The 22945-nt window shown below is 73.2% G+C and carries 26 protein-coding genes and 1 other annotated feature; of the genes, 5 read left to right on the top strand and 21 right to left on the bottom strand.

Going from position 1 to position 22945, the window contains the following annotated elements; genetic code table 11:
• Positions 1–3111: a BTAD domain-containing putative transcriptional regulator gene (locus ACQEVB_RS34785; protein ID WP_432981951.1), complete on the top strand. Its 3111-nt coding sequence runs from the start codon at positions 1–3 to the stop codon at positions 3109–3111.
• On the opposite strand, the gene ACQEVB_RS34790 is transcribed toward ACQEVB_RS34785, so the two are convergent.
• From ACQEVB_RS34790 to ACQEVB_RS34805, 4 genes are read right to left on the bottom strand one after another with little or no spacing between them, the layout of a single operon-like run.
• Positions 3102–3623 (bottom strand): LppA family lipoprotein, encoded by a 522-nt coding sequence (locus ACQEVB_RS34790; protein WP_432985448.1) that lies wholly within the window; start codon positions 3621–3623, stop codon positions 3102–3104. The two genes, ACQEVB_RS34785 and ACQEVB_RS34790, sit on opposite strands and share 10 nt — an antisense overlap.
• Positions 3565–5313, bottom strand: a complete 1749-nt coding sequence (locus ACQEVB_RS34795) for an alpha/beta hydrolase (RefSeq protein ID WP_432981954.1) — start codon at positions 5311–5313, stop codon at positions 3565–3567. The genes ACQEVB_RS34790 and ACQEVB_RS34795 overlap by 59 nt, the downstream gene beginning before the upstream one ends.
• Entirely contained in the window at positions 5313–5684 is a 372-nt protein-coding gene (locus tag ACQEVB_RS34800) for a hypothetical protein (RefSeq protein ID WP_432981957.1), read from the bottom strand. The genes ACQEVB_RS34795 and ACQEVB_RS34800 overlap by 1 nt, the downstream gene beginning before the upstream one ends.
• 60 nt (positions 5685–5744) lie before the next feature.
• Positions 5745–6512: a sugar phosphate isomerase/epimerase family protein gene (locus ACQEVB_RS34805; protein ID WP_432981960.1), complete on the bottom strand. Its 768-nt coding sequence runs from the start codon at positions 6510–6512 to the stop codon at positions 5745–5747.
• A gap of 310 nt (positions 6513–6822) precedes the next feature.
• Here ACQEVB_RS34805 and ACQEVB_RS34810 point away from each other — a divergent pair, with 310 nt between their 5' ends.
• Complete coding sequence (locus ACQEVB_RS34810; RefSeq protein ID WP_432981963.1) at positions 6823–8064, top strand: DUF222 domain-containing protein; 1242 nt, start codon at positions 6823–6825, stop codon at positions 8062–8064.
• Here ACQEVB_RS34810 and ACQEVB_RS34815 read toward each other — a convergent pair.
• A protein-coding gene (locus ACQEVB_RS34815) for an IS3 family transposase (RefSeq protein WP_432972188.1) occupies positions 8027–9303 on the bottom strand; the annotation gives its coding sequence in 2 pieces (ribosomal slippage) (positions 8027–9003 and positions 9003–9303; 1278 coding nt in all). The genes ACQEVB_RS34810 and ACQEVB_RS34815 overlap by 38 nt on opposite strands.
• Positions 8882–9013 (bottom strand) — a sequence feature (AL1L pseudoknot). Its footprint overlaps the gene before it by 132 nt.
• Positions 9304–9623: 320 nt before the next feature.
• Between ACQEVB_RS34815 and ACQEVB_RS34820 the strand changes: the two genes are divergently transcribed.
• Entirely contained in the window at positions 9624–10214 is a 591-nt protein-coding gene (locus tag ACQEVB_RS34820; protein WP_432981966.1) for a UdgX family uracil-DNA binding protein, read from the top strand.
• A 1-nt stretch (position 10215) separates the two neighbouring features.
• Here ACQEVB_RS34820 and ACQEVB_RS34825 read toward each other — a convergent pair whose 3' ends face one another.
• The 11 genes from ACQEVB_RS34825 to ACQEVB_RS34875 form a co-directional block, all read right to left on the bottom strand.
• The gene (locus tag ACQEVB_RS34825) at positions 10216–10491 is read right to left on the bottom strand and encodes a gas vesicle protein K (protein ID WP_432981969.1); all 276 of its coding nucleotides are present in this window, start codon (positions 10489–10491) and stop codon (positions 10216–10218) included.
• The gene (locus ACQEVB_RS34830; RefSeq protein WP_432981972.1) at positions 10484–10690 is read right to left on the bottom strand and encodes a gas vesicle protein; all 207 of its coding nucleotides are present in this window, start codon (positions 10688–10690) and stop codon (positions 10484–10486) included. Before ACQEVB_RS34830 ends, ACQEVB_RS34825 begins: the two co-directional genes overlap by 8 nt.
• The gene (locus tag ACQEVB_RS34835; RefSeq protein ID WP_432981975.1) at positions 10687–11430 is read right to left on the bottom strand and encodes a GvpL/GvpF family gas vesicle protein; all 744 of its coding nucleotides are present in this window, start codon (positions 11428–11430) and stop codon (positions 10687–10689) included. Before ACQEVB_RS34835 ends, ACQEVB_RS34830 begins: the two co-directional genes overlap by 4 nt.
• On the bottom strand, positions 11427–11795 hold the full coding sequence (locus ACQEVB_RS34840; RefSeq protein WP_432981978.1) for a gas vesicle protein: 369 nt from the start codon (positions 11793–11795) through the stop codon (positions 11427–11429). Before ACQEVB_RS34840 ends, ACQEVB_RS34835 begins: the two co-directional genes overlap by 4 nt.
• Entirely contained in the window at positions 11792–12190 is a 399-nt protein-coding gene (gene gvpO, locus ACQEVB_RS34845; protein WP_432981981.1) for a gas vesicle protein GvpO, read from the bottom strand. Before gvpO ends, ACQEVB_RS34840 begins: the two co-directional genes overlap by 4 nt.
• 9 nt (positions 12191–12199) lie before the next feature.
• Entirely contained in the window at positions 12200–12439 is a 240-nt protein-coding gene (locus ACQEVB_RS34850) for a gas vesicle protein GvpG (RefSeq protein ID WP_432981984.1), read from the bottom strand.
• Positions 12439–13167: a GvpL/GvpF family gas vesicle protein gene (locus ACQEVB_RS34855; protein ID WP_432981987.1), complete on the bottom strand. Its 729-nt coding sequence runs from the start codon at positions 13165–13167 to the stop codon at positions 12439–12441. Before ACQEVB_RS34855 ends, ACQEVB_RS34850 begins: the two co-directional genes overlap by 1 nt.
• Positions 13164–13607 (bottom strand): gas vesicle protein GvpJ, encoded by a 444-nt coding sequence (gvpJ, locus tag ACQEVB_RS34860; RefSeq protein ID WP_432981990.1) that lies wholly within the window; start codon positions 13605–13607, stop codon positions 13164–13166. Before gvpJ ends, ACQEVB_RS34855 begins: the two co-directional genes overlap by 4 nt.
• On the bottom strand, positions 13604–14743 hold the full coding sequence (locus tag ACQEVB_RS34865; protein WP_432981993.1) for an SRPBCC family protein: 1140 nt from the start codon (positions 14741–14743) through the stop codon (positions 13604–13606). The genes gvpJ and ACQEVB_RS34865 overlap by 4 nt, the downstream gene beginning before the upstream one ends.
• A complete protein-coding gene (locus ACQEVB_RS34870) occupies positions 14736–15458 on the bottom strand; it encodes a hypothetical protein (RefSeq protein ID WP_432981996.1) in 723 nt (240 codons plus the stop codon). The genes ACQEVB_RS34865 and ACQEVB_RS34870 overlap by 8 nt, the downstream gene beginning before the upstream one ends.
• A 196-nt stretch (positions 15459–15654) precedes the next feature.
• A complete protein-coding gene (locus ACQEVB_RS34875) occupies positions 15655–16029 on the bottom strand; it encodes a hypothetical protein (RefSeq protein WP_432981999.1) in 375 nt (124 codons plus the stop codon).
• Between the two features lie 212 nt (positions 16030–16241).
• Here ACQEVB_RS34875 and ACQEVB_RS34880 point away from each other — a divergent pair, with 212 nt between their 5' ends.
• Complete coding sequence (locus ACQEVB_RS34880) at positions 16242–17048, top strand: SDR family oxidoreductase (protein ID WP_432982002.1); 807 nt, start codon at positions 16242–16244, stop codon at positions 17046–17048.
• A 4-nt stretch (positions 17049–17052) separates the two neighbouring features.
• Here the strand turns inward: ACQEVB_RS34880 and ACQEVB_RS34885 are convergent, their stop codons facing one another.
• The 3 genes from ACQEVB_RS34885 to ACQEVB_RS34895 are packed head-to-tail and all read right to left on the bottom strand — an operon-like array spanning position 17053 to position 20248.
• On the bottom strand, positions 17053–18531 hold the full coding sequence (locus tag ACQEVB_RS34885; protein WP_432982005.1) for a flavin-containing monooxygenase: 1479 nt from the start codon (positions 18529–18531) through the stop codon (positions 17053–17055).
• Complete coding sequence (locus ACQEVB_RS34890) at positions 18528–19352, bottom strand: SDR family oxidoreductase (RefSeq protein WP_432982007.1); 825 nt, start codon at positions 19350–19352, stop codon at positions 18528–18530. Before ACQEVB_RS34890 ends, ACQEVB_RS34885 begins: the two co-directional genes overlap by 4 nt.
• Positions 19349–20248 carry a patatin-like phospholipase family protein gene (locus tag ACQEVB_RS34895; protein WP_432982010.1) on the bottom strand — a complete coding sequence of 300 codons (900 nt, stop codon included), beginning with the start codon at positions 20246–20248 and terminating at the stop codon, positions 19349–19351. Before ACQEVB_RS34895 ends, ACQEVB_RS34890 begins: the two co-directional genes overlap by 4 nt.
• A gap of 71 nt (positions 20249–20319) precedes the next feature.
• Here ACQEVB_RS34895 and ACQEVB_RS34900 point away from each other — a divergent pair, with 71 nt between their 5' ends.
• A complete protein-coding gene (locus tag ACQEVB_RS34900) occupies positions 20320–20913 on the top strand; it encodes a TetR/AcrR family transcriptional regulator (protein ID WP_432982013.1) in 594 nt (197 codons plus the stop codon).
• Positions 20914–20924: 11 nt separating this feature from the next.
• Here the strand turns inward: ACQEVB_RS34900 and ACQEVB_RS34905 are convergent, their stop codons facing one another.
• Complete coding sequence (locus ACQEVB_RS34905) at positions 20925–21437, bottom strand: DUF6328 family protein (RefSeq protein WP_432982016.1); 513 nt, start codon at positions 21435–21437, stop codon at positions 20925–20927.
• 39 nt (positions 21438–21476) lie between these two features.
• Positions 21477–22856, bottom strand: coding sequence for a serine hydrolase domain-containing protein (locus ACQEVB_RS34910; protein ID WP_432982019.1), 1380 nt, complete (start codon positions 22854–22856; stop codon positions 21477–21479).
• Positions 22857–22945 lie beyond the last annotated feature (89 nt).

Genomic DNA, 22945 nt, shown 5'->3' on the forward strand with positions numbered 1-22945 from the left:
GTGCGTTTCGGGGTGCTGGGCCCGCTGGCGGTGTGGACCGGTGCGGGGGAGCCGGTCACGGTGCCCGAGGCGAAGGTCCGCGCCCTGCTCGCCGAGCTCCTCGTCGATCCCGGGCGGGTGGTCCCGGCCGACCGGCTGGCCCGCGACCTGTGGGGCGAGCAGCAGCCCCGCGACCCCGCCAACTCGCTGCAGACCAAGGTCTCGCAGCTGCGCCGCGCGCTGGAGGCCGCCGAGTCCGGCGGGCGCGCGCTCGTCGTGCACCAGCCGCCCGGCTACCTGCTGCGCACCGCCCCCGGCGCCGTCGACGCGCAGCGGTTCCGGGAGCTCACCGCGCAGGCCATGGCCACGCCCGACCCGGCCGTGCGGGCGGCGCTGCTGGAGCAGGCGACGGCGCTGTGGCGCGGTCCGGCACTGGCCGACTTCGCCGGCGAGCCGTTCGCCGTCGCCGTTGCGCAGCGGCTGGAGGAGGAACGGCTCGTCGCGCTGGAGGAGTGGGCGCAGGCGCGGCTCGACCTCGGCGAGCATGCCCAGCTCGTCGGCGAGCTGGCCGACCTCGTCGAGCGGCACCCGCTGCGCGAGCGGCTGCGCGGCCTGCAGATGCGCGCGCTCTACCGGGCCGGACGGCAGACCGACGCCGTCGACACCTACGCCGACCTGCGCCGCAGGCTCGCCGACGAGCAGGGCCTCGACCCCGCCCCCGAGCTGGCGGCGCTGCAGCAGGCGATCCTCGACCACGCGCTGGACGGGCCGCCGCCGGCGCGTTCGCACCTCCCGGCCGCCGTCACCGAGCTGGTCGGACGGGAGGCAGCCGTCGCCGCCGTGCGCGCGCGGCTGGCCGAGTCGCGGCTGGTCACGCTCACCGGACCGGGTGGCGTCGGCAAGACCAGCCTGGCGCTCGCCGCCGCTCGCGGCACCGGCGACGCGTGGTTCGTCGAGTTCTCCGGGGTGGAGGCCGGCGCAGGCGAGGAGCGGGTGGTGGCCGTCCTCGCTGCGGCGCTCGGGATCCGCGAGGAGCCGGGCGACCCCGTCGACCAGCTCGCCGCCGCGCTGGCCGAACGCCGGATCCTGCTCGTGCTCGACAACTGCGAGCAGGTCGTGGCACCCGTCGCGCGCGTCGTCGCCCGGCTGCTGGCGGCCGCGCCGCAGGCCAGGGTGCTGGCGACGAGCAGGGAACCCCTCGCCGTGCAGGGCGAGGTGCTGTGGAACGTGCCGCCCCTGGAGATCCCCGGCGCCGAGGCGCTGCGGGTGGCGGGGGCCGACGTGCTCACCCGGTTCAGCGCGGTGCAGCTGTTCGTCGCGCGCGCTGCGGCCGCGGCGCCCGGGTTCGTGCTCGACGACGGCAACGCGCGCGCCGTCGCGACCATCTGCACCCGGCTCGACGGCATCCCCCTGGCGCTGGAGCTGGCCGCGACGAAGGTCCGCGCGCTGGGCGTCGACGAGCTGCTGCGCCGCCTCGACGACCGGTTCCGGCTGCTCGCGGCCGGTCGCCGCGACGCCCCGCTGCGGCAGCGCACCCTCCGGGCCATGATCGACTGGAGCTGGGAGCTGCTCGGCCCCGTCGAGCAGGCGGTGCTGCGCCGCCTCGCCGTGCACGTCGAAGGCTGCAGCCTGGCGGCCGCGGAGGAACTGTGCGCGGGCGACGGTGTCGCGCCCGACGACGTGCTCGATGCGCTCGCCGCGCTCGTCGACCGCTCGCTCGTCGTCGCCGTCCCTGGTGGCGAGCCGCGCTACCGGCTCCTGGAGTCGGTGGCGGCGTACGGGCTGGAGCGGCTGCGTGACGCCGGCGAGCTGGCGGACCTGCGGCACCGCCACGTCGAGCACTACCTCGCGCTGGCGCAGCGTTCCCTCGCCGGGCTGCGCGGCGCGGACCAGCGCCGCTGGCTGGAACGGCTCGACGCCGACACCGCCAACCTGCGCGCGGCCCTCGACGCCGCCGCTCCCGAGGCGGCGCTGCGCATGGTCAACGCGTTGACCTGGTACTGGTTCCTGCGCGGCCGGTTGGGGGAGGGCGCCCGCGCGCTGGCCGCTGCGCTGGAGGGCGCGCTGCCGGGTGACGAGCGGAGCGCCGCCACCGGCTGGCTGGCCGCGTTCGACCTGCTCTCCGGCAGCGGGTCCGCGATCGACGAGACCGTGCTGGCCACCGTCGAGGCGATCGGCGACGACGCGACCCGCGACGGCGTCGCCTGGTTCCTCGGGTACGTCCTCACGACGCTCGGCGACATGCCCACCGCGCAGCGGCTCACCGAACGGGCGCTTGCCGGGTTCCGCGCCCGCGACGACCGCTGGGGCGCCGCAGCGGCCGCCACCGACCGCATCACCCAGCGCGTCTCGCAGGGCGACATGGCCTCCGCGGCCGCCGACGCCGAGCACTGCGCGCGCGAGTTCGCGCTGCTCGGCGACCGCTGGGGCCGGTTGCAGGCCACGTTCGCGCAGGGCACGCTCGCCGAGATCGCCGGCGACTACGCCACGGCGACCCGCCTCTTCGAGGGCGGCGTGCGGATGGCCGAGGAACTGGGGCTGCTGCCGGAGGTCAGCTACCAGCTGTCCTGGCTCGGCCGGATCGCGCTGCTCGACGGCGACCACCCGCGCTCCCTGCAGCTGCACGAGCAGGCGCTGCGCCGCGCCGTCGAGCAGGGGTTCAAGCCGGGCGAGGTGTTCGCCGAGACCGGGCTGGCCCTGCTCGCCCGCCGCACCGGCCGCCTCGACGACGCCGAACGCCACCTCCGGCACGTCCTGAGCTGGCACGACCGGACCGGCTTCGACGCCGCCAGCACCCTCATCCTGGCCGAGCTGGGGTTCGTGGCCGAGCTGCGCGGCGACGCGGCGGCCGCCGAGGCGCTTCACCGCGACGGGCTGGCGCTGGCCCGGCAGGCCGGCGACCCGCGCGCGATCGCGCTCGCGCTGGAAGGCCTGGCCGGGGCCGCTGCGCTCGCCGGCGACCACGTGCGGGCGGCCCGGCTGCTCGGCGCGGCCGCGCGATCGCGCGAGTCGGTCGGGAGCCCGCTCCCGGCGGCGGAGCGGGGCGACGTCGACCGGATCACGGCGGTGGCCGTCGCGGAGCTCGGGGAGGCGCGGTTCGCGGCCGAGTTCGCGACCGGCGACTACTCGTAGATCCGCCACTCACCCGGGTGGCAGCCGGTGCTGACCCGCATCACCGTGTGCGTCACGTTGCCGAGGTTGAAGTAACCGCCGTACGTCGGCTCGTAGGCGTTCAGCTCGTGGCTGCCGCCCGTGTCGACGGCCATTCCGCCCGGCCGGAAGCCGTGCTCACCGAGCACGTCGAGGACGGCGCGCTTCACCGCAGGCCAGTCCGCGTCGGTGATCGGCTCGTCGAACCCCCAGGACGGCAGCGTGACGTCACGGCCCTGGACGTTCGGCTCGAAGGCGCGGTCGCCGCAGGAGCCGTAGCCGGCGCTGCCCGGGTGGACGTGCCACGCGCGCGGGCCGATGGCCGCGTCGACCGCGGTGCGGATCCGCTGCAACATCTCCTCGTAGCGATCCTGCATCGCGGCGATCGGGGGAGGGCGTCGAGATCGGCCTGGGTGAGCACGCGCTGCTCCACGGTCACCACACCACCCTTCGAAGAGCGTCCCCGTAGCCGATGCGCGACTCGAGGATCTGATGGTGGTCGAGGCCGGCCACGGCGAGCCCGATGTTGTACTGGCTGGTCGTGCCCGGAGCGAGGTACTCGCTGTGGCCGGTCGACGCGGTCAGCTGGGTGCCGTCGGGAAGCAGGTATTCCTCCGAGTACAGGTTGGTCACCCCGGGGAGCAGGTTCGGGTCGCCGCCGAACCGGCCCAGGTCGGCCACGCCGTCCTTCCGGGCGTCGACGATCTCGACGTGGCCCGGAGCGACGTGGAGCTGGCCGACGTCGTTGGTGCCGAGGCCGGGCGAACCGAAGAGGACGGCTCGATCCACCGGAACGGACGTCTGCTGGAGGGCGTACCCGGTGGTCGTGGAGCCGTACGAATGACCCAACGCGGTGACGTGCGCCGGATCCCCCGGCCGGCTCGCTGCGATGCCGTCGTAGAAACGCGCCAGGTCGGCGGCCCCGGCCTGCGCCGTGGCGGAGGACGCGACGCTCCGACTCGGATCGAGCATGGTGGCGTCGAGCTGCGGTGCGTCGTAGCCGATCCACGCGACGGTGGCGACCCCCGCGTCTGGCTGTCCGACCTTCTTGAGCTCCGCCGCAGCGACGTCGCGAACGCCCTGCATGTCCCTGGTGTAGCCCCCGACGCTGCCGGCAACCGTCGTGGTCATCCCCGGGGTGAACACGGCGACGTGCTTGGCGGTGTCCACGTTGCCGACCGCTACTGCAGCGTGCGGCGCGTGACCCCCGGGCGGGCCGAGGTCGAGCAGCAGCAGCTGCCGATCAGGTGCCGCGATGGTGCTCTGGATCGCCACCGCCGCGTCGTGACGGACCTGCACGTCCGCGATGTGCTCCTTGAGCCTCGCCACCTCGGCGTAGACCTGCGGCGTAGGCGGATCGATCGACGTGATGGGGTGTGCGGCGAGGAGTGCGGCGAGCCGCGCCTGCGACGCCGCGAGATCGGAGTCGAGCCTGCCGAGCTGGTCGGGCAGCTGCGCGCGGTTGGCCTCGTCGCGGACGGACGCCGGGATGCCGTCGCGGTTGCCGACCAGGCCGGGGTCGCGCAGGAGCACGGCCTCGCGCTGGGCGTCGGTGAGGCCGGTCCACCAGGCGTTCGTGGCGCTCGGGCCGGCGGTGACCGGCGGTGGCTCCGGCACGGCGACGCCGCCCAGCACGTGGTCGGCGGCGCCGGCGAGGGTGGTGGCTGCGCCGTCGTCGATCTGGCCGGCGGCCGCCCTGGCGAGGATGTCGGCGAGCGCCGCGTCGATCTCGTCGGCGCGGCCGAGGATGGTGTCGAGCTGCGTCCGCAGGGCCGTCATCTGCGCGATCCGATCGGCGCGGTACGCGTCGACCTGCTCGGGCAGGAGCGTGACGGTGCGGGTGTCGGTGATCGTCGACTCCGCGTCGATCAGGAACCCGGCGGCCGCGGCCGTGGCGTCGGCGGAGGCGAGGTCGCGGTGCAGGCCCTCGATGGCGTCGACCGTCTGCGCGAGCACCGGACGGCACCCGGTGACTCCAGACACGACCCGGCGCAGCCGCTCCGCCACCCCGTCGTGCGTCGCGCGCGCGGCGTCGGCTGCCGGCGCGACCCACGCGCTCGGTGGGGCACAGCCGGCCAATCCGGCGTCCAGGTCCACGAGCCGGTCGCGGGCCGTGCCGAAGCGGGCGAACACGGACTCCAGCGCGGCCGGATCCCACCGGCGCAGATCGGCCAGCCGGACCATCAGCCCAGCGCCTCTCGGATCCGGGACGGCAGCTCGGCCGCCGCCTGCTCGACAAGTGCGGCGGGCCCGGGCACGACGGCGGAGGCCGCCGCGATCAGCCGGAGCTGGTCCTGCTCGGCGTCGGCGTAGGCCGCGGCGGCGTCGGCGAGGTGGAGGCCGTAGTCCTGCATCGCCGTCGTCACGTTCGCGATCTCCGCGCGCCACAGCTGCGCCGCCGACGCCGCGACCTGCGCGCTGCGCGAACCGGGGAGCGCGGCCGCGATCTCGCCCGCCGGGCCCGCCACGTCGACGCCCCCGACGTCGCCAGCCACCGAGGCCGCCAGCCGCCCCGCGTCGCCGATCGCGCTCACCGGCACCGTCACGTCCCCCACGGTTCGGGACGCTACGACAGCACCACCCGGCTCCGTGGCCGAACGAGGAAACTGGGTTGGTCAGGCGTCGAGCACCTGGTGGAACGCGGCCAACGCGTCGGCGAGCGGGGCGGCCTCGGGGTACCAGGCCCGTTCCCACTCCAGGCTGATCCAGCCGGTGTAGCCGAGCCGCCGCAGCTGCGCGCGGACGTCGTCGAGGGGGAGCACGCCGTGCCCGGGGAGGACGGGCGTCGTGTCGTCGACCGACGCCACGTCCTTGAACTGGACGTTCCGCAGCCACGGCCCGAGCGCCGCAGCCGTGGCGGCCACCGGCTCGCCGGCCCGCCACGGGTGCAGTGCATCCCACACCGCACCCAGGTGCGGGGAGCCGACGGTGGCGAGCAGGTCGGCCACCGCCGCCCCCGTCGGGAAGGAGTCGTGGGTCTCCAGCGCCACGTCGACGCCGATCGCGGCGGCCAGCTCCGCGGCCCGGTCGAGCGTCTCCAGCGCGCGCTCGCGGCGCCCGTCGGGGTGCTCTGTTCCGCCTCCGAAGACGCGCACGAACGGGGCGTCGAACCGGGCCGCCAGCTCCAGGTGGCGCGCTACGTCCGCATCGTCGGTGGGCGTGGCCACGCGGAGATACGTGGCCAGGCAGACCACCTCTATCCCGGCGTCGCGCAGCTGTGCCGCTAGCGCGTCGGCTTCGGTGTCGGTGGTTTCGGGGGTGATCAGCTGGCCCGGGGCGCAGCGCAGCTCGATGCCTTGGGTGGGGCCGATACGAGCGAGGTGGAGGACCTCCGTCACATCGGCGTTCGGACAGCCGAGGGTGCTGAAGGCGGTTCGGGGCATGGTTCGAGCCTAGGTTGCAGGTCTTCCGGGGTTGCGGTCTCTCCGGGGCTCCGCCCCGGACCCCGGCGCCTCCCTCCGGTGGAGCTTTTCCGGCCGGCTCCACCGTCGGTCGGTCGCCCTTCGGGATGCCACACCGGTGCTCGGGTGGCAAACGAAACGCGTGTTTGCCACCCGACCACCGGCGTGGCCTTGCTGTGCACGCCCGACCGACGGTGGAGCCTTTCAGGCACCTTCATTGCACGCGCCAAACGGCACTTGACCTGCGATAATCGGCACGCGTTCGAACTTGCGTTCGGGTATCATAGGGGGCATGACCGAGAACCCACTCGCCCAGGCCGCGAGCCTGATCGAGCAGGCGTTCACGGCCCTCTCCGACAGCCCCGACCCTCTTGCCGCGCTCCTGATTCTCGAGGGGGTGTCGCGGCAAGCGGACCGGGCCAAGGTGGCCGCGATCGCGGCTGTCGAACGCGACGGCGTGCTGGCGGAGAAGGGCTACCGCAACACCGCGGCCGGGTTGAAGGATCTGCTCGGCTGGGACCACGACACCGCCCGCCGGCATGTCACGGCGGCCGAACACGTTGGGCCGCGGGTCGCGTTGGATGGTGCCCCGTTGGAGCCGGTGCTGCCCGCGACCGCGGCGGCGTTCGCTGACGGTGCGGCCACGATGCGGCACGTTGAGATCATCGCCGCGTTGATGAACTCCCGCCCGGCCGCGCGGATCAGCCTGGCCGACCGGATCGCGATCGAGACCAGCCTCGGTGAAGCGGCGCGTACCCTCACCCCGCACGAAGTCCGTGCCATGGGGCTGGAGCTGCTCGCCGCGGCCGACCTCGACGGGCCCGAACCCGATGAGCGGCCCGGCCGCAACGAACTGCAGATGGGCGCCAACGCTGATGGCAGCGGGTGGCTGCGCGGCCAGTTCGAGGACCCGCTGGCCTTCGCCGCGATCCGCACCGCGATCGAAGCCCGCACCCGGCCGACTCCCGAGAACCGGGGCACCACCGCGGCGGAGCGCAACGCGGCCGCCATGGCGGAGATCTGCGGGTTCGCCCTCGACCACGGCGCCTCCGGCGAGGTCGGGGGAGAACGCCCCCGCGTCACCGTCACCCTCCGCCTGCAGGACCTGGAAGACCGGGCCCGCACCGCGATGCTCGACACCGGAGGACAACTGACTCCCGGGCAACTGCGGCGGCTGTTGTGCGATGCCCACCTGGTCCCGGTCGTGCTCGACGGCGACAGCCAACCCCTCGACGTCGGCCGCACCCACCGCCTGGTCCCCACGTGGTTGCGCCGGGCGGTTGCCCTGCGCGACCACGGCTGCGCCCACCCCGGCTGCGACCGACCACCATCCTGGTGCGAAGTCCACCACGTGATCGAGTGGCAACACGGCGGCGCCACCGCCTTGGACAACCTGGTCATGCTGTGTTGCCAACACCATGATCAAATCCACGCCACCGAGTGGCGAATAGACATGAGCTCGGGTGAACCGCCCTGGGTTCGCGAGAGGCTCGGGTTCAGGCCACCTCGGCTGGGTGGGCTACCCGTTGGGTGATGGTGTCAGCGTACACCATTTCCCGTTCTACGGGTGTCATGTAGTCGATTGATGAGTGGATTCTGTCGTTGTTGTACCAGTGAACCCAGTCGGCGGTCTCGCGTTCGACCTCGAGGCGTCCGGTCCAGTTTCGGCCCCGGTCACGGGTGTTGATCAGTTCGGTCTTGTACAGTCCGATCGTCGATTCCATCAGCGCGTTGTCCAGCGCGTCGCCGACCGTCCCGATCGACCCGGAGATACCGGCCTCGGCCAACGCCTCGGTCATCGCAATGGCGGTGTATTGGGAGCCGGCGTCGGAATGATGGATCAGTCCATTGGTGGTGAAACCGTAGACCGTCCGGCGTCGGGTGCTCAATGCTTGCTCCAGCGCCGAGGTGACCAGATCTGCGGATCTGTCCATCGATGCCCGCCAGCCAAGAATACGACGTGAGTACACATCGGTGATGAACGAGACGTAGCAGAACCCGGCCGCGGTCCACACGTAGGTGAAGTCCGCCACCCAGATCGCGTCCGGCTTCGTCGGCGCCGCCCACCCACGCTTGACCAGGTCGGGATGTCGCGCGGCCCGCTCGTCGCGGGTGGTGGTCCGGGTCCGGTGCGCACCGCGGCGAACACCCTGGACACCGGCGATCCGCATCAGCCGCCCAACCTGGTCCCGGCCCACGCGCAGCCCGGCACGACGGGCGACGCGCCACAGCTTCCGCACCCCGTACACCGACCTGTTCTTTCGATAGAGCGTGACGATGGCGTTCACCACATACGCTTCCTCCAGCTGCGCATCACTCACCGGCCGTGTCAGCCAGCGGTAGAACGTGCCCGGGGCGATCGTGACGCCGTGTTGCGACAGCACGGCGCAGATCGGCTCGACCCCGAAACGGTCACGATGGTCTGCGATGTACTCGCAGATCAGCGAAGTCGACGGTCGAGCTCCGCCTGGGCGAAAAACGCTGACGCCGTCTTCAAGATGTCGTTCGCGCGGAGCAATTCCGCATTCTCCGCGCGCAACCGCCGCAACTCTGCCTGTACATCATCCGCAGCCGCCACAGGTCGGGCCGATGCCGATCCCTCGCCCTCCTCGGCGCGAATCCAGTTCCGGATCGTGGACTGGTTGATATCCAACAGCGCGCCCACATGGCGACGCGCGGCCAGCTTCGAGTCACCGTGCTCACGCAACCGGTCCTGATACAGGCGCACCGCACGGGCACGTGTCTCGTCGTCGAACTTCCGGGGAGCGGACATAGCCCCAGTCTCCTTGGTTAGATCAGGAGCCTCTCCCGCGCCCAGGGCGGTTCACGGGCAAACCGAAGTTCATCCCGCCACCCTGGATGACCGACCTCTGGGCCGCGCCATGACCGGGGCACCACTGTGCCCTGAGGCAGGCCACAGGCTCCACCGTCGATCGGGCGTGCGCAGCAACGCCGCTGTGGCATCCCGTCAGGGCGACCGATCGGCGGTGGAGCCGACCCGCTCGTTCCCGCTCCACCAGAGGAGGGCCGGGGTTCGGGGCGGAGCCCCGAGCGGTGGCGGTTCGGTCTGGACGTGCTGGGTAACCCACTGCCATGAGTGCCACGGCTACCCGGCTCGAGTCGCTGCGCGCGGAGGCGGCTACCTGCACGCGGTGCGAGTTGTACGAGCCGGCTACGCAGACGGTGTTCGGGGAGGGGCCGGTTCGGGCCTGGCTGATGCTCGTCGGGGAGCAGCCGGGGGATCGGGAGGATCGGGCGGGGGAGCCGTTCGTCGGGCCGGCCGGGCGGGTGCTGGACGAGGCGTTGGAGCGGGCCGGCATCGCTCGGGACGAGGTGTACGTGACGAACGCGGTCAAGCACTTCCGCTTCGAGCGCGACGGCAAGAAGCGCATCCACAAGACCCCGGCCGTCGGTCATGTGCGGGCCTGCCGGCCATGGCTGGACGGGGAGATCGACGCCGTCGACCCGGCGGTGATCGCGACGCTGGGTGCTGTTGCGGCGAAGGCGCTGCTCGGCGCCGACTTCCGGGTCACCGCCGAACGGGGGCGGCCCCGCGACTGGAACGGTCGGCAGCTCGTGCCCACCGTGCACCCCTCGTCGATCCTGCGGGGGCGTCCCGAGCAGCGCGACGAGGCGCTCGCCGCGTTCGTCGCCGACCTCGAGGTGATCGCCGGCCTGCGCTGACCTACAGGAGCTTCCCCAGTGGGCCGAGGTCGATGTTGAGGTCCTCCGGCTCCAGGCCGAACACCTCCCGCAGCTCGGCCATCGCCTCCTCCAGCCGCATGAGGCCGAGCCCGAGCCGCTCGACGGTCTCGTCGGGTAGATCACCGGCGTCGACGCGGCGCAGCGCCTGCCGCTCCATCAACTGGCGCACCAGCTCGACGACGGTCAGGACGAGCCGGCCCAGGTCGCGGGCCACCGTCTCCGGCTGCGCGTCGATCCGCTGCGGCAGCTCAGGCATCCGTCTCGCCCTCCGCGCCACCCTCCACGAGGGTCTGCACCGAGCTGATCAGCGCCCGCAACGACACGTGCACGAGATCCACGTCGGCGAGCGAGATCCGGATCTCCCCGGTCAGCACCACGCCACCGGCCAGCAGCCGGTCGAGCAGGTCGACCAGCGCCAGCTCGGTGTCGGACCGCAGCGCCGGGGGAGCGCTCACGTCAGGTCCACCGTCGCGAACGAGAACGGCGGCCACGGTCCCGTCCGCACCACCTCGATACCGCACGTCGCAGCGCCGGCGACGACCGCGGCGAACGCGTCCTCGTCGCTGCGGCGCACCAGGTACGTCGCGTTCAGCACCATCTCCTCGCGCCGCCCCGACAGCGCAGCGTCCTGCGGCGCCATCCGGTGCTCGGCCACCGCGACCCGGGCCAGCGCCGCGTGCGTCCGGTCGGCCACCTCCGCCGCCTCCGCGCGGCGCCGCACCCCCGCGTCCCGCACCGCCATCCTCCGCTGCAGGTACGCGGTGCCGGGCCGCCCGTTCCCCGCCGCGACGGGCTCCTCCGGCTCGGCCGCCACCCACACCTTCACGCCCCATTCGCGGCAGGTACCCAGCCGTTCCAGCAGCTCCGCCAGCTCCGGCCCGCGGTCGCGCAGCAGCCGGCGGACGCCGTCGTCGTCGCGGTAGATCGTCGCCAACCGCACGGGCGCCACCGGCTGCTCCACCGCAGCGACGACCGCGTGGTGGGCGCGGGCCAGCTGCTCGATGCGCCCCAGGTCCGTCAGGTCGCGAGCGACGGCGGACTCGTCGAACCGCGCGGCAGCGACCGACCCCACGACGGCCGCCACCGCGCCCTCGACCACGGTCCGCGGTTCCTCCCCGTCCACACCCAGCAGGTCCGGCGGCGCGACCGACGCCGGCGCGACCGCGTACAGGTAGGTGAGCTCCCCGCCCTTCACGACCCGTCCTCCTCCGTGCGCCCCGCCTCCAATTCGCCGATGCGTTCACGCAGCATGCGGTTCTCCTCGTGCAGGTCGCGCTCGCCGGAGCTGAGCGTCGGGTCGTGCTCCCACCAGTCGATGCCCATCTCGCGGGCCTTGTCGACGGATGCCACGAGCAGCCGGATCTTGATCGTCAGCAGCTCGATGTCGAGCAGGTTGACGCGGATGTCACCGGCGATCACCACGCCCTTGTCGAGCACCCGTTCGAGGATGTCGGCGAGGTTGGTGGACTCCTGCCGGTGGTCGGGACCCTGCGCCCGGCTCGGCACGGGGATGCCGGACGCCGTGCGCCGTGTCGCTGATTGGCTCGTGAGCTCGCTCATCTGCCTCCTCGCCCGAGCTGGCCGCGCGCGTAGCGGTGCACCCGCGCGAGCCGGCGCAGCTCGCCGTGATCGTCGGTCTCCACCTCGTAGACGGCGAGGATGTCGGCCGAGTCGGGGATGCGGCGGCTCTCCACCACCTCCACGCACACCCGCCAGCTGTCGTCGCCGCGTTCGACGGCCACGACGCCCTCCAGCTCGCGCCCGGTCAGCGTCAGCACCTGCCGTGCCGCGTCCCGCGCAGCCACGTCGGCCGGCGGCCGTGACCCGTTGGAGCTGCTGCGCGTCCTCGACGTCCGCCGGGGCCGCGACGTGCGCGGCTTGGGCTTCTCCTCGGTGCTCTTCTCTGCGCTGCTCTCGCTGCTGTCGTCGGCGCTCTCGTCCTGCTCCTCGGCCATGTGATCACCTCAGCCCGCCCGCCCGCGGCCAGCCAGCATGCGGGCGATCAGCGCGTCCTCCCGCTCGGCGCACTCCTCCTCGGACAGCTCGCCCGCCCGCCTGGCCGCGTCGACGGCGTCGAGCTCGGCCCGGATGCGCGCCGGGTCGTAGAACTGCTCCTCGGCCTGCTCCTGGATCTGCTGGGCGAGCCACACCACCCCCCGCACCGGCGCGAGGGGCAGCCCGAGCAACCCGGTCACCAGCCCCATCAGCGCCCCGTCACGAAGTCGTACGGGGCGAGCGGGCCGAGCAGCCGCAGCCGCAACCAGTCGTGCGTGTCACGGCCCAGCTCCTCCACGGCCTCCTCGAACTCGGCCGCCCGGTCCCGGTCGACGAGGAACGCCGCCGTGATCACCTCGTCGGGCAGCGGCGTGGCCGAGAGCGACACCCGCTCCGCGTACGGGCGCAGCCGCTCCTCGATGTCGGCGGCGTCGACCGTCGAACGCTCGTCCAGCGCAGCCACGACCAGCTCGCCCAACCGGATCCGGTCGGCCTGCCCGACGTCCTGCGGCAGCCCGCGAACGTGCTGGTCGAGCGCGCGGATCTCCGGGTCCTGCTCGACGATCTCCCGCAGCAGCACCTCCTGCTCGTAACGGCCGCGCAGCGTGTACTGCACCTTCCCCTCGAGGTCGGCCAGCACGGCGAGGAACTCGTCGCGATGCGGTGCGAGCAGCTCGTCGACGATGCCGGCGTCGTCGATCACCGCCGGGAACCGCATCGGCAGCACCGTCGCCGCCTGCGCCACCGTGTCCACCACGGACTCGTGGGCGAGCAGGTCCGCGCGCGAACCGAGCGCCCGCCCCTCCGGGACCGCGCCGACGACCGCCGCGAGCCCGTCGTGCTCCACCGTGCCCACCGACCCCGGACCCATCCCGGTCAGGCCCTCGGGCAGCCGGGTCCCCGCCGGGACGAGGCCGTACACGTAGGTCGCGGTCACTCCGCACGCTCCCGCGCCCGGGCCCGCGGCCGGCGACGGGGTCGCTCCTCGTCCCCGTCGTCGTCACCGTCGCCGTTGTCGCTCTTCCGCCCGACCAGCTGCTCGACCTTGTCGGCCGCGGCATCCAGCACACCGGACGTCTTGCCCTTGGCGCCGCCCTCCATCATCCCCTGCGTCAGGTCGGTGAGGTCCTTGCCGCCCTTGCCCGCGCCGTACAGGTCGAGCCGGTTCGTCGCCTCCGCGAACCGCAGGAACGTGTCGACGCTGGCCACGACGATCCGCGCGTCGATCGTCAGGATCTCGATCCCGACCAGCGACACCCGCACGAACACGTCGATGACCAGGCCCTTGTCGAGGATCAGCTCCACGACGTCGGCCAGGCTGCCCGAACCCCCGCGTTCGACGTACCCGCCGCCCTGCTGTGTGGTTGCGACCGTCATCGGTCACCGCCCCTTCCGGCGCCGGACCTCGCCGGTTCGCGACGCCGCGGCCGCTCCTCCCGGTCGTCGTCCGACGGCCCCTCGTAGTCCTCGTCGTACTCGTCCTCGTAGACCGGCTCGTCCTCCGGCTCCTCCTCGGGTTCGTCCTCGGGTTCGTCCTCTGTCTCGTCCTCGGGTTCGACGTCGGCCTCGTCCTCGGGCTCGAGATCGTCCTCGTAGTCGTCCTCGGCGTACTCGTCCTCGACGTCCGAGTCGACGTCCGAATCCACGCCCGAATCCACGTCGGCCTCGCGCTGCTCGTCCTCCAGCGCCTCCTCGTGGGTCCGCACGACCTCGCTGTCGCGGATCTCGCCGCGCCAGCCCTCCACCTCGTCCTGACGGATCAGCACGTTCGTCATCGCGTGCCGCTTGAAGTGCTGGAACTCCAGCCGGGCCCGCCTGCCCTGGGCGCGCCAGATGTTGCCGGTGCGCTCGAAGAGGCCCTGCGGGTAGTACTCCAGCACCAGCAGCACCCTCGTCAGGTTGCGGCCCAGTTCGGTGAACGTCACCGCGCCGTCGACGTGCCCCTTCGCGCCGGTGGAGCGCCACACGATGTGCGAGTCGGGCACCTGCTCGACGACCGTCGCCTCCCACTCACGGTGGGACAGGAACACCTGCGCCTTCCAGCGGCTCTTCTCGTCGGAGACCTGCTCGACGCTCTCCACCTTCTTCATGAACGACGGGAAGTCGGCGATCTGGGTCCACAGGTTGTAGGTGGTGCGCAGCGGAAGCCCGATGTCGTGGTCCTCGACGATCTGGGTGACCTTCAGCTTCTTGCCGCCACCGCCACCACCGCTGCCGCCGCCGAACATGCCGGTGACGGTGTCCTTCAGCCCGGAGAGCAGGCCACCGCCACCGTTCTCGTCGCCACCGTTCTCGTCGTCCTCGCCGTCGTCGTCGCGGGACCGTCCACGGAGGGCCGCGCCGAGCCCGGTCCCGCCGTTCTCGGTCACCCCGTCCAGCCGGTCGGTCAGCGCCGTGATGCGGTCGGACGCCGCCTCCGCGGCGCGCTGCACCACCAGTCCGAGCAGCTGCTGGCCGGCGTCCTTGAGCGCGCCCGTGGGGAGAGCGTCGGTCAGTTTCGGGGTCTCAGGCATCGCCGCTCCTCCGGGTCGTCCGCCGGCGAGTCGTACCGCTGCTCGAGCTGCCGGAGCTCTTGGCCGCGATCTTCGACCGGGATCGGGAGTTCGCGCTGCGCCCGGCCGTCTCGCCCACCTTCTTCGCGGTGGACCGCGCACGGCTGGTCGCGGCCCGTCCGGTGCTCTCCGCGGCGGTGCCGGCTCGCGCGCTGCGCCGGCGGCGCGGTGCCGGCTTCTCCTCGGCCTCGTCGTCCGACCCGGTCTCCTCGTCGGCCTCGTCGCTCGCCGACGTGTCCTCGTCCTCCGACGCCTCGGGCTCCGGCTCGTCGACCGGTTCCTCCTCGGTGTCGCTGTCCTTCGCGTCGCTGTCCTCGGTGTCGCTGTCCTTCGCGTCGCTGTCCTTGCCGCGGCCCTTGACGCTGCTGCCGAGGCCACCGAGCGACTCCACCCGCTTGCCGACGCGGTCGGTCAACGACTCGACCTGCCGGGTCGCCACCGACAGCACGGCGTTCTTGCCCGCTTCCATCAGCCGGCCGCGCACCTGCTCGGTCAGCGCCGCGATCTCCGGGTTGCTCGACAGGAGCTTCCCGCCCTGCGACAGCAGCTCACCCGGACCGCCGGCGCGCCTCCCCGCCGCCATGCCGCCGAGCATCAGCGCCAGCTTCATCTTCTTCGTGCGTCCCAGGAAGTAGCCCCCCGCGACCCCGAGCGCTACGCGCGCACCGCATTTCATCCGAACCTCCACGTGGTTTCCGATCCGACGCCCCCCAGCGAACCGGTCGAGTTGTCGCGTACCCGGATGCGTATTCCGGGACACGTCCGGTAATGGACATCGAGAAATGTTCGTTCGTTCGGCGGTGGCCGACCGGGGAAACGGGTGAAGATCCTCGGCGATCGGGGGAGGGCGCACCCGGTCGCGCCGAGCACCGTCACCGGTACGCCGAGACGACGACGATGGCGACGATCAGCGCGATCAGCAGCAGCACCACCGTCACCGGAAGCAGGACGATCGCCAGCACCAGCGCGACGACCAGCGCGATCCGCGTGCTCGTGCTCATCGCCGCGATCGCCCCGCGGAACGCGCCCCAGATCGGGTTGTCGCCCGCTGCTCCGGCCCGCAACCCGCCCAGCACCGCGCCGATCACGGAGTCCTTGGCGCTGGTCAGCACGTCGAACGAGCGGGCGAGGTCCTCCACCTTGTCCAGCGCGATCCCGACGGTGACGTGCAACAGGTCGGCCAGGCTGTCGCGCAGGTCCGCTACGGCGTCGGCGCGTGCCTGTGGCGATCCCGGCGGGTGGGTCATCGGGGGCTCCTGCTCTCGTGTCGGCCTGTGCGACGACCCGGATACCCCGCCGGGAAGCGGCGAATCCGCGGACCATCGGAATCGCCCGGCTGCCGCAACGAATGCGGCCGGACGGAGGGTGGAATCGGCGCGGAAATGTGCGAGGCGAGTTGTCGAAACGGCGCAGCGCCGGGGCAGGGTTGGCGGCGTGGCTCCAGGGCTACCCGACGGGTATGCAGACACCGCCCGACTTCCCGACCACCGCCGTCGTCACCGGCTCCGACTCCGGCATCGGCCGGGCGACCGCGGTCGCGCTCGCCGAGGCCGGGTGCGCGGTGGGGATCACCTGGCACCAGGACCAGGAGGGCGCCGAGCGCACCGCCGACGAGGTGCGCGCGGCCGGACGGCCGGCGTACGTGCGGCACCTCGACCTGGCGGCGATCCCCGGTTCCGTCGACGCGATCGACGAGCTCGTCGACGATCTCGGCGGCGTCGACGTGCTCGTCAACTGCGCGGGCACCGGGACCATGACGCCGCTGCTCGACCTCGACTTCGAGACCTGGCGCCACGTCGTGGCCACCGATCTCGACGGCGCGTTCCTGTGCCTGCAGCGGGCGGCGCGGCACATGGTCGCGGCCGGTCGCGGTGGCCGCATCGTCAACGTCACCAGCGTGCACGAGACGGCGCCGCGGGTCGGCGCGGCGCCGTACTGCGCGGCCAAGGGCGGGCTCGGCCAGCTCACCCGCACCGCAGCGCTCGAGCTGGCCGAGCACGGCATCACCGTGAACGCCGTCGCGCCCGGGGAGATCGCCACGCCCATGACCGGGCAGGAGGACGAGGACCCGCACGGCACCGCGCGACCCGGGGTGCCGCTGGGCCGCCCGGGCGACGCGCGCGAGGTAGCAGCCGTGATCGCCTTCCTCGCCTCACCGGCCGCGGCCTACGTCACCGGCGCGTCGTGGCCGGTGGACGGCGGGATGCTGCAGATGGGCCCGATGGCCGGCTCGCACCTGACCTCGGACGACTGGCGCAAGGCGTGACGGCTCAGGCGAAGGTGTAGTGGTCGAGCGGGAACCGCTCGGCCTCCCGCCGGCTCGTCACGACAGGTGCCGGCCGCAGCAGCGCCGCTTCGCCGTGCGGGTCGAAGTAGTAGCTGCGCGAGCCCGCGCAGTCGCCGTTGTAGAAGACGGAGCTGTCGAGCTGCTCGGTCATGCGGTCGAGGAACGCGCGGTTCGCCTCGTCGGTGACGTCGAACGTGGTGGCCCCGCGGCGGCGCAGCTCGCCGAGCAGCCGCGCCATGTGCGCCATCTGGGTCTCGATGGTCCAGAAGTACGACAGCCCGGTGTACGCGTACGGGCTGTTGAGGCTGATCAGGTTCGGGAAGTGCGGCACGGTGAGCCCGGCGTAGGCCTGGAACCGCTGCTCGCGCCACCACTTCCCGAGGTTCCGCCCGCCGGCGCCGATGATCTCGACGGCCGGGAAGTTGGCCTCCCACAGGTCGAACCCGGTGGCCAGGACGAGCACGTCGAGCTCGGTGCGCCGCCCGTCGGCGGTCACGATCGCGTCCGGCTCGACGCGCGCGATGGACGTGGTCTCCAGGTGCACGTGCGGCTGGTTGAAGGTGCGGTAGTAGCTGTTGGAGAACGTCGGGCGCTTGCAGCCGAACGAGTACTGCGGGGTCAGCTTGCGCCGGGTCGCCGGGTCACGCACCTGCGCGCGCAGGTGCGCCCGGGCGAGCGCCTCCACACCCTTCGAGAGCAGCCGGGCCTCGCGGTAGTGCAGCACGCCCGCCACGGAGAGGGCCTCCAGCGCCGCCGAGTTGGCCAGCCGCGCCGCCCGCTGCGTCGCCGGGGCGAGCGCGAACAGCCGCCGGACCGGCTCGGGGATCGGCGCGTCGATCTTGGGGACGACCCAGATCGGGGTGCGCTGGTAGACCGTCAGCTCGGCGACTCGCGCGGCCAGCTCGGGGATCAGCTGCACGGCCGTCGCTCCGGTGCCGATGATCGCCGCGCGCTTGCCGGCCAGCTCGACGCGGTCGTCCCAGCGGGCGCTGTGGACGACGGTGCCGGCGAACGCGTCGATGCCCGGGATGTCGGGCGCCTTCGGCTGCGAGAGGAACCCGGTGGCGGTGATCAGGTAGCGCGCGGACAGCGTCGCGCCGCCGGCGATCCCGACCTGCCAGCGCTGCTCCTCAGCGTCCCAGGTGGCGCCGGTGACGGTGGTGTCGAACCGCATGCGCCGGCGCAGGTCGTAGGTGTCGGCGACGTGCTCGGCGTAGCGCTTGAGCTCGGCGCCGGGCGCGAACACGCGAGACCAGTGCGGGTTCGGCTCGAACGAGTACGAGTAGGTGACCGACGCGATGTCGACGGCGAGGCCGGGGTAGCGGTTGACGTGCCAGGTGCCGCCGAGGTCGTCCTCGCGCTCGACGATGACGTAGTCGTGGATGCCGAGCCGGTCGAGCTGGATGGCGGCGCCCATGCCGCCGAACCCGGCGCCGACGATCACCGCGTCGTGCGTGGTCATGTGCTGGCTCCTCGATCGCGGGCCTGGCGGGCGACGGCCTCGTCGTAGGCGGCGCGGCCGGCGTGGTCGACGGCGGTGAGCGCGCGCCGGCCGCCGACCGCGCGGCGCGCCAGCCGCATCACGGGCTCGGGCACCACGGCGTCGACCAGGCCCCAGCCGGCCAGGTAACCGGGGACGGGCGTCTCGGCGCGGCGGCTCGCCACCGTGCCGACGACGGCGCGGGCCACGTCGATCGGGTCCACGGTGGGCAGGCCGCGCCCCAGCGGCACCCCCGATGCGAGCCGGGTGCGCACCGCGGAGGGCAGCACGGTCGAGACGCTGACGCCGGTGCCGGCGTACTCCTCGCGCACCGCGGCCGAGAGCCCGACCGCGGCGAACTTGCTGGCGTTGTAGACGGCCATGCCGGGGATGGCGAGCTTCCCGGCCATCGACGCGACGTTGACGACGTGCCCGCGGCCGCGCTCGATCATGTGCGGCATCACGGTGCGCATGCCGTGGACGAGGCCCCACACGTTGACGTCGAAGGTGGTGGCGGCGACGGCGTCCGGCTCGGTGAGGAAGTCCCCGAGCGGCATCACGCCGGCGTTGTTGACCAGCACGTCAATCCGGCCGTGCCGGTCGAGCGCGGCCTGGGCGAAGGCGGCGAAGGACGCGCGGTCGGTGACGTCGAGCGGGAGCGCGTGACCGGCGGGCTCCAGATCGCCGACCACCACCCGGGCGCCCCGCTCGGCGAACAGCTCCGCGGTCGCGGCGCCGATGCCGCGCGTGCCGCCCGTGACGAGCACGACGGCGTCCTGCAGCGGGATGGGCGGGTACGTCATCGGGCACCTTCCGGGATCTGCACCTGGACCAAAGCCGCTTCCATGGCCGGCAGCCTGCGGCGCGGGTTCATGAAGTTCGGACCCATCACGGCCAGCTCGGCGGTGCTCGGGCACAACCGCACGACCCGGGTGCCGGCTGCCTCCAGCGCGGCGATCTCCCGGTCGAGCCCGCGCGTCATCGACCGCCGCAGCAGCCCCTCCACCCGGCCGCCGACGCCCGGGATGCGCCCGCCGGCCATCGGCGCGACCACGACGACCTCGTCCAGCTCCTGGCCGACGAGCAGGTCGACCGAGCCCGTCGACGCCACGCCGCCGTCGAGGTAGGTGCGGCCGCCGACCGTGACCGGCGGGTACCAGCCGGGGATCGCCCACGACGCGCGCACGGCGTCGCGCAGGGACGCCGGCGGCGCGCCGGGCGACCCGAACGCCACCCGCCGGCCCGTGCCGGCGTCGAGCGCCACCGCCCACACCGCCGGGTGCGGCACCCAGCCGCCGTCCGGCACCAGGTCGTCGACGAGCTCGTCGAGGAACGCCGGGTCGGTGCGGCCGCGCGGGGCCAACCGGGCCAGCGCCGTCAGGGCCGGGCCGCGCAACCCGGTGAGCGACCACGTGCCGGGGAGCCCCGGACGGGCGGGGAGCGCGGCCGGTGGCCGCGTGCAGAACCGCCGCACGGACGGGCGCGCGCTCCACCGGCCGCGCTGCCCGTCCACCAGCTCGGCGGTGCCGACGCCGGCGCCGAGCAGGGCGGCCAGGCTCGCGCCACCGGACGTCCCGACGATCACCGACGCCGTGCGCGGGTCCCAGCCCCAGCTCGCTTCGAGGGCGGCCAGCGCGCCGACCTGCCAGGCACTGCCGACCGTGCCACCACACCCCAGGACCAACCCGCGCCGCGTCATCGCGCCTCCCGACTTCAGATACGAGCCGTATCTGGATTCAGACGGTATGTGGATTCGGGTAGGGTGTCAACGTGCCCCGACTGACCCGCGCCGAGAGCCAGGCCCGCACCCGGGCGGAGCTGCTGGCGGTCGCCCGCACGCGGTTCCTGCGCGACGGGTACACCGCGACCTCGCTCGACCAGGTGGCCGAGGACGCCGGCTTCTCCCGTGGCGCCGTCTACTCGAACTTCCGCAACAAGGACGAGCTCTGCCAGGCCGTCCTCGACGGGATCCGCATCGAACGGGCCCGCGAGATCGTCGAGATCGTGCAGGCCGGCAGCGTCGACGAACGGCTGCGGCGCTTCGAGGCGTGGGCGGAGGCGGTCGTCGGCGATCCCGGCTGGACGCGCCTCGAACTCGAGTTCGGCGTGCAGGCCAGCACCGACCCGGCCCTGCGCGAGAACCTGGCCGCCAGCATCGACGGGATCACCCGGGTCATCGCCGGCGGCGTCGCCATGTTCGAGAACGCCGGCGACATCCGGCCCCGCATGCCCGCCGACCAGATCGCCGTCGCCCTGCTCAGCCTCGGCGTCGGGCTCGGGGTCTTCCGCTCCGTCCATCCCGAGCTGCCCGTCGAGGCGCTCACCAACACCCTCCGCGTGCTGGTCGGCCTACCGGCCCGGTAGCGCGACGTGCGTCAGTCGTCCCGCCGCGCATGGGCCCGCACCAGCAGCGGCCCTACGCCCCACAGCACCCCGAACGCGACGAGCGCGACGACGGCCGCGGTGATGCCCTGGTCGATCCCCAGCACCACGTCGAAGATCAGCTCGCACACCCCGACGACGGCCAGGCCCAGTGCGGCGAAGCCGGCGAGGGCCAGGTGGTGGGCCGTGGCGATGAGGTCGTCCCGGGCGTGGAGCCGGAACAGCACCCGGTGCAGCACCACCGGGCTGATCAGCAGCCCGGTCGCGAGCACCGACAGCGAGACCGTCACCAGGTAGACGACGCGCTGGTGGGCCGCGAGTTCGAGGAACCGCGACTGGAACGGGACGGTCAGCAGCAACCCCGTCAGGAGCTGGACACCGGTCTGCGCGACGCGCAGCTCCTGCAGCAGGTCCTGCCAGTTGCGGTCGAGCTTCTCGGTGCGTGTCTCGTTGCGGTCGGCATCCGCCGCGACGGCACTGCTGGAGCTGCCGGCGTCGTGGGTCACCCGTCCGAAGTACCCCGTTTCGGCGGATTTCCACCGAGTTCAGGCCGACACGTCGCCGGTCCGCGCCGTGAGCCGGCCGCCGCGGAACACGTGCGTGGCCGGTTTCCCGGGCCCGCCGCGGAACGCGAAGATCGTCGGGATGCCCGTCGTGGCCTCGGTCGCGATGAGCCGCTCCCCGTCGAGGGTGACGAGCTCGGTGGTCAGCACCTCCGGCCACACCGACCGCGCCTCCGGCGTGAGCGCGGACTCGACGGCCACCGCCGTGCCGTCCGGCCGGACCTGGATCACCAGCGACATCGACGACGAGTCGTAGCGGCCGGCGTAGCGCAGGGCGTCCACGGGCACGCGTTGCCCGGGCGCCACCACCGGCGGCGGCACGTCCACACCGCCGGTCGCCCGCAGCACGTGCCGCGCGACCGCCCGGTGGAACCCCGCGGCCCGACCCCCGTTGGCCAGGCTGACCAGCGCGATCCCGGCGTCGGGCAGCAGCCGGAACTGGCTGCTCTGCCCGACGGTCGTGCCGTCGTGCCCGACGACGCGGGCGCCCGGCCAGTCGAACAGCATCCACCCGAGCCCCCAGTGCGTGCCGAGCGCGCCGATGTCGGGCACCTCGACGTAGGGGGTCCAGGCCTGCTCGACGGTCTCCGCGGAGAGCAGCTTGTGGTGGCCCGCCAGGTCGGCGCCGAAGGCCAGGAGACCGCGGGGGTTCATCGCGAGCAGGGCGCCGGCCGGGGCGAGCGCGTGCGGCAGGCTCCAGAACGGGAAGGGCTGCGGGTCGCCGCCTCGCCGGTTCATGTGCCCCACCGCCGTGCCGTGCAGGAGCGCCTGCTCGGGCAGCGCCGCCCAGTGCTCCAGCCCGAGCGGGCCCGCGATGCGCTCGGCGAGCAGCTCGTGGAACGGCCGGCCGCGCAGCACCTCCGCGATCCGGCCGAGGATCACGTACCCCGAGTTCGAGTACGACAGCCCGGCGCCCGGCGGGACGTCCTGCGGCAGCCCGGGCACCACCTCGTCGACGTAGCGGGCGACGGCGTCGTCACCGCGGGAGGTCGGCACGAACGCGTCCCCCAGCACGCCGGACGTGTGCGTCAGCAGCTGGCGGGTGGTGATGGCGGCGCTCGCGGCGGCGTCGGCGACCCGGAACCCCGGCAGCACCGACGCGACCGGCGCGTCGAGATCGAGCAGGCCGTCCTCCACGAGCTGCAGGATCAGCGTGGCCGTCCACAGCTTGGTGATCGACCCGACCTGGAACAGCGACTCCGTCGTCACCGGCGCACCCGTGCGCAGGTTCAGCACCCCGTCAGCGGTGTCGAGGACGCCGTCCGGGGTCAGCACACCGACGGCACACCCCGGCACCCCGAACTCCCGGCGCAGTGCCGGGACCTCGTCGTCCAGCCAGGAGCGCAGGTCGGTCGGGATCATCGGACCTCCGTCGGGATCGGTGAGCGGTGGCTGACCGGGTCCACGTGGGCGCCGCGCGGGAACGCCTCGGCTGGGGCTCGCGCAGGGGT

Origin of the sequence: Pseudonocardia sp. CA-107938 (assembly GCF_050936315.1) — a bacterium.
Classification (GTDB): Bacteria; Actinomycetota; Actinomycetes; order Mycobacteriales; family Pseudonocardiaceae; genus Pseudonocardia.

Excerpts from the sequence above, each read along its gene's own strand:
- ACQEVB_RS34795 (WP_432981954.1), bottom strand. The coding sequence starts at position 5,313 with ATGGTCCGGCTGGCCGATCTGCGCCGGTGGGATCCGGCCGCGCTGGAG.
- ACQEVB_RS34805 (WP_432981960.1), bottom strand. The coding sequence starts at position 6,512 with ATGCCCCGAACCGCCTTCAGCACCCTCGGCTGTCCGAACGCCGATGTG.
- ACQEVB_RS34810 (WP_432981963.1), top strand. The coding sequence starts at position 6,823 with ATGACCGAGAACCCACTCGCCCAGGCCGCGAGCCTGATCGAGCAGGCG.
- ACQEVB_RS34820 (WP_432981966.1), top strand. The coding sequence starts at position 9,624 with ATGAGTGCCACGGCTACCCGGCTCGAGTCGCTGCGCGCGGAGGCGGCT.
- ACQEVB_RS34825 (WP_432981969.1), bottom strand. The coding sequence starts at position 10,491 with ATGCCTGAGCTGCCGCAGCGGATCGACGCGCAGCCGGAGACGGTGGCC.
- ACQEVB_RS34840 (WP_432981978.1), bottom strand. The coding sequence starts at position 11,795 with ATGAGCGAGCTCACGAGCCAATCAGCGACACGGCGCACGGCGTCCGGC.
- gvpO (WP_432981981.1), bottom strand. The coding sequence starts at position 12,190 with ATGGCCGAGGAGCAGGACGAGAGCGCCGACGACAGCAGCGAGAGCAGC.
- ACQEVB_RS34850 (WP_432981984.1), bottom strand. The coding sequence starts at position 12,439 with ATGGGGCTGGTGACCGGGTTGCTCGGGCTGCCCCTCGCGCCGGTGCGG.
- gvpJ (WP_432981990.1), bottom strand. The coding sequence starts at position 13,607 with ATGACGGTCGCAACCACACAGCAGGGCGGCGGGTACGTCGAACGCGGG.
- ACQEVB_RS34865 (WP_432981993.1), bottom strand. The coding sequence starts at position 14,743 with ATGCCTGAGACCCCGAAACTGACCGACGCTCTCCCCACGGGCGCGCTC.
- ACQEVB_RS34870 (WP_432981996.1), bottom strand. The coding sequence starts at position 15,458 with ATGAAATGCGGTGCGCGCGTAGCGCTCGGGGTCGCGGGGGGCTACTTC.
- ACQEVB_RS34875 (WP_432981999.1), bottom strand. The coding sequence starts at position 16,029 with ATGACCCACCCGCCGGGATCGCCACAGGCACGCGCCGACGCCGTAGCG.
- ACQEVB_RS34880 (WP_432982002.1), top strand. The coding sequence starts at position 16,242 with ATGCAGACACCGCCCGACTTCCCGACCACCGCCGTCGTCACCGGCTCC.
- ACQEVB_RS34885 (WP_432982005.1), bottom strand. The coding sequence starts at position 18,531 with ATGACCACGCACGACGCGGTGATCGTCGGCGCCGGGTTCGGCGGCATG.
- ACQEVB_RS34890 (WP_432982007.1), bottom strand. The coding sequence starts at position 19,352 with ATGACGTACCCGCCCATCCCGCTGCAGGACGCCGTCGTGCTCGTCACG.
- ACQEVB_RS34895 (WP_432982010.1), bottom strand. The coding sequence starts at position 20,248 with ATGACGCGGCGCGGGTTGGTCCTGGGGTGTGGTGGCACGGTCGGCAGT.
- ACQEVB_RS34910 (WP_432982019.1), bottom strand. The coding sequence starts at position 22,856 with ATGATCCCGACCGACCTGCGCTCCTGGCTGGACGACGAGGTCCCGGCA.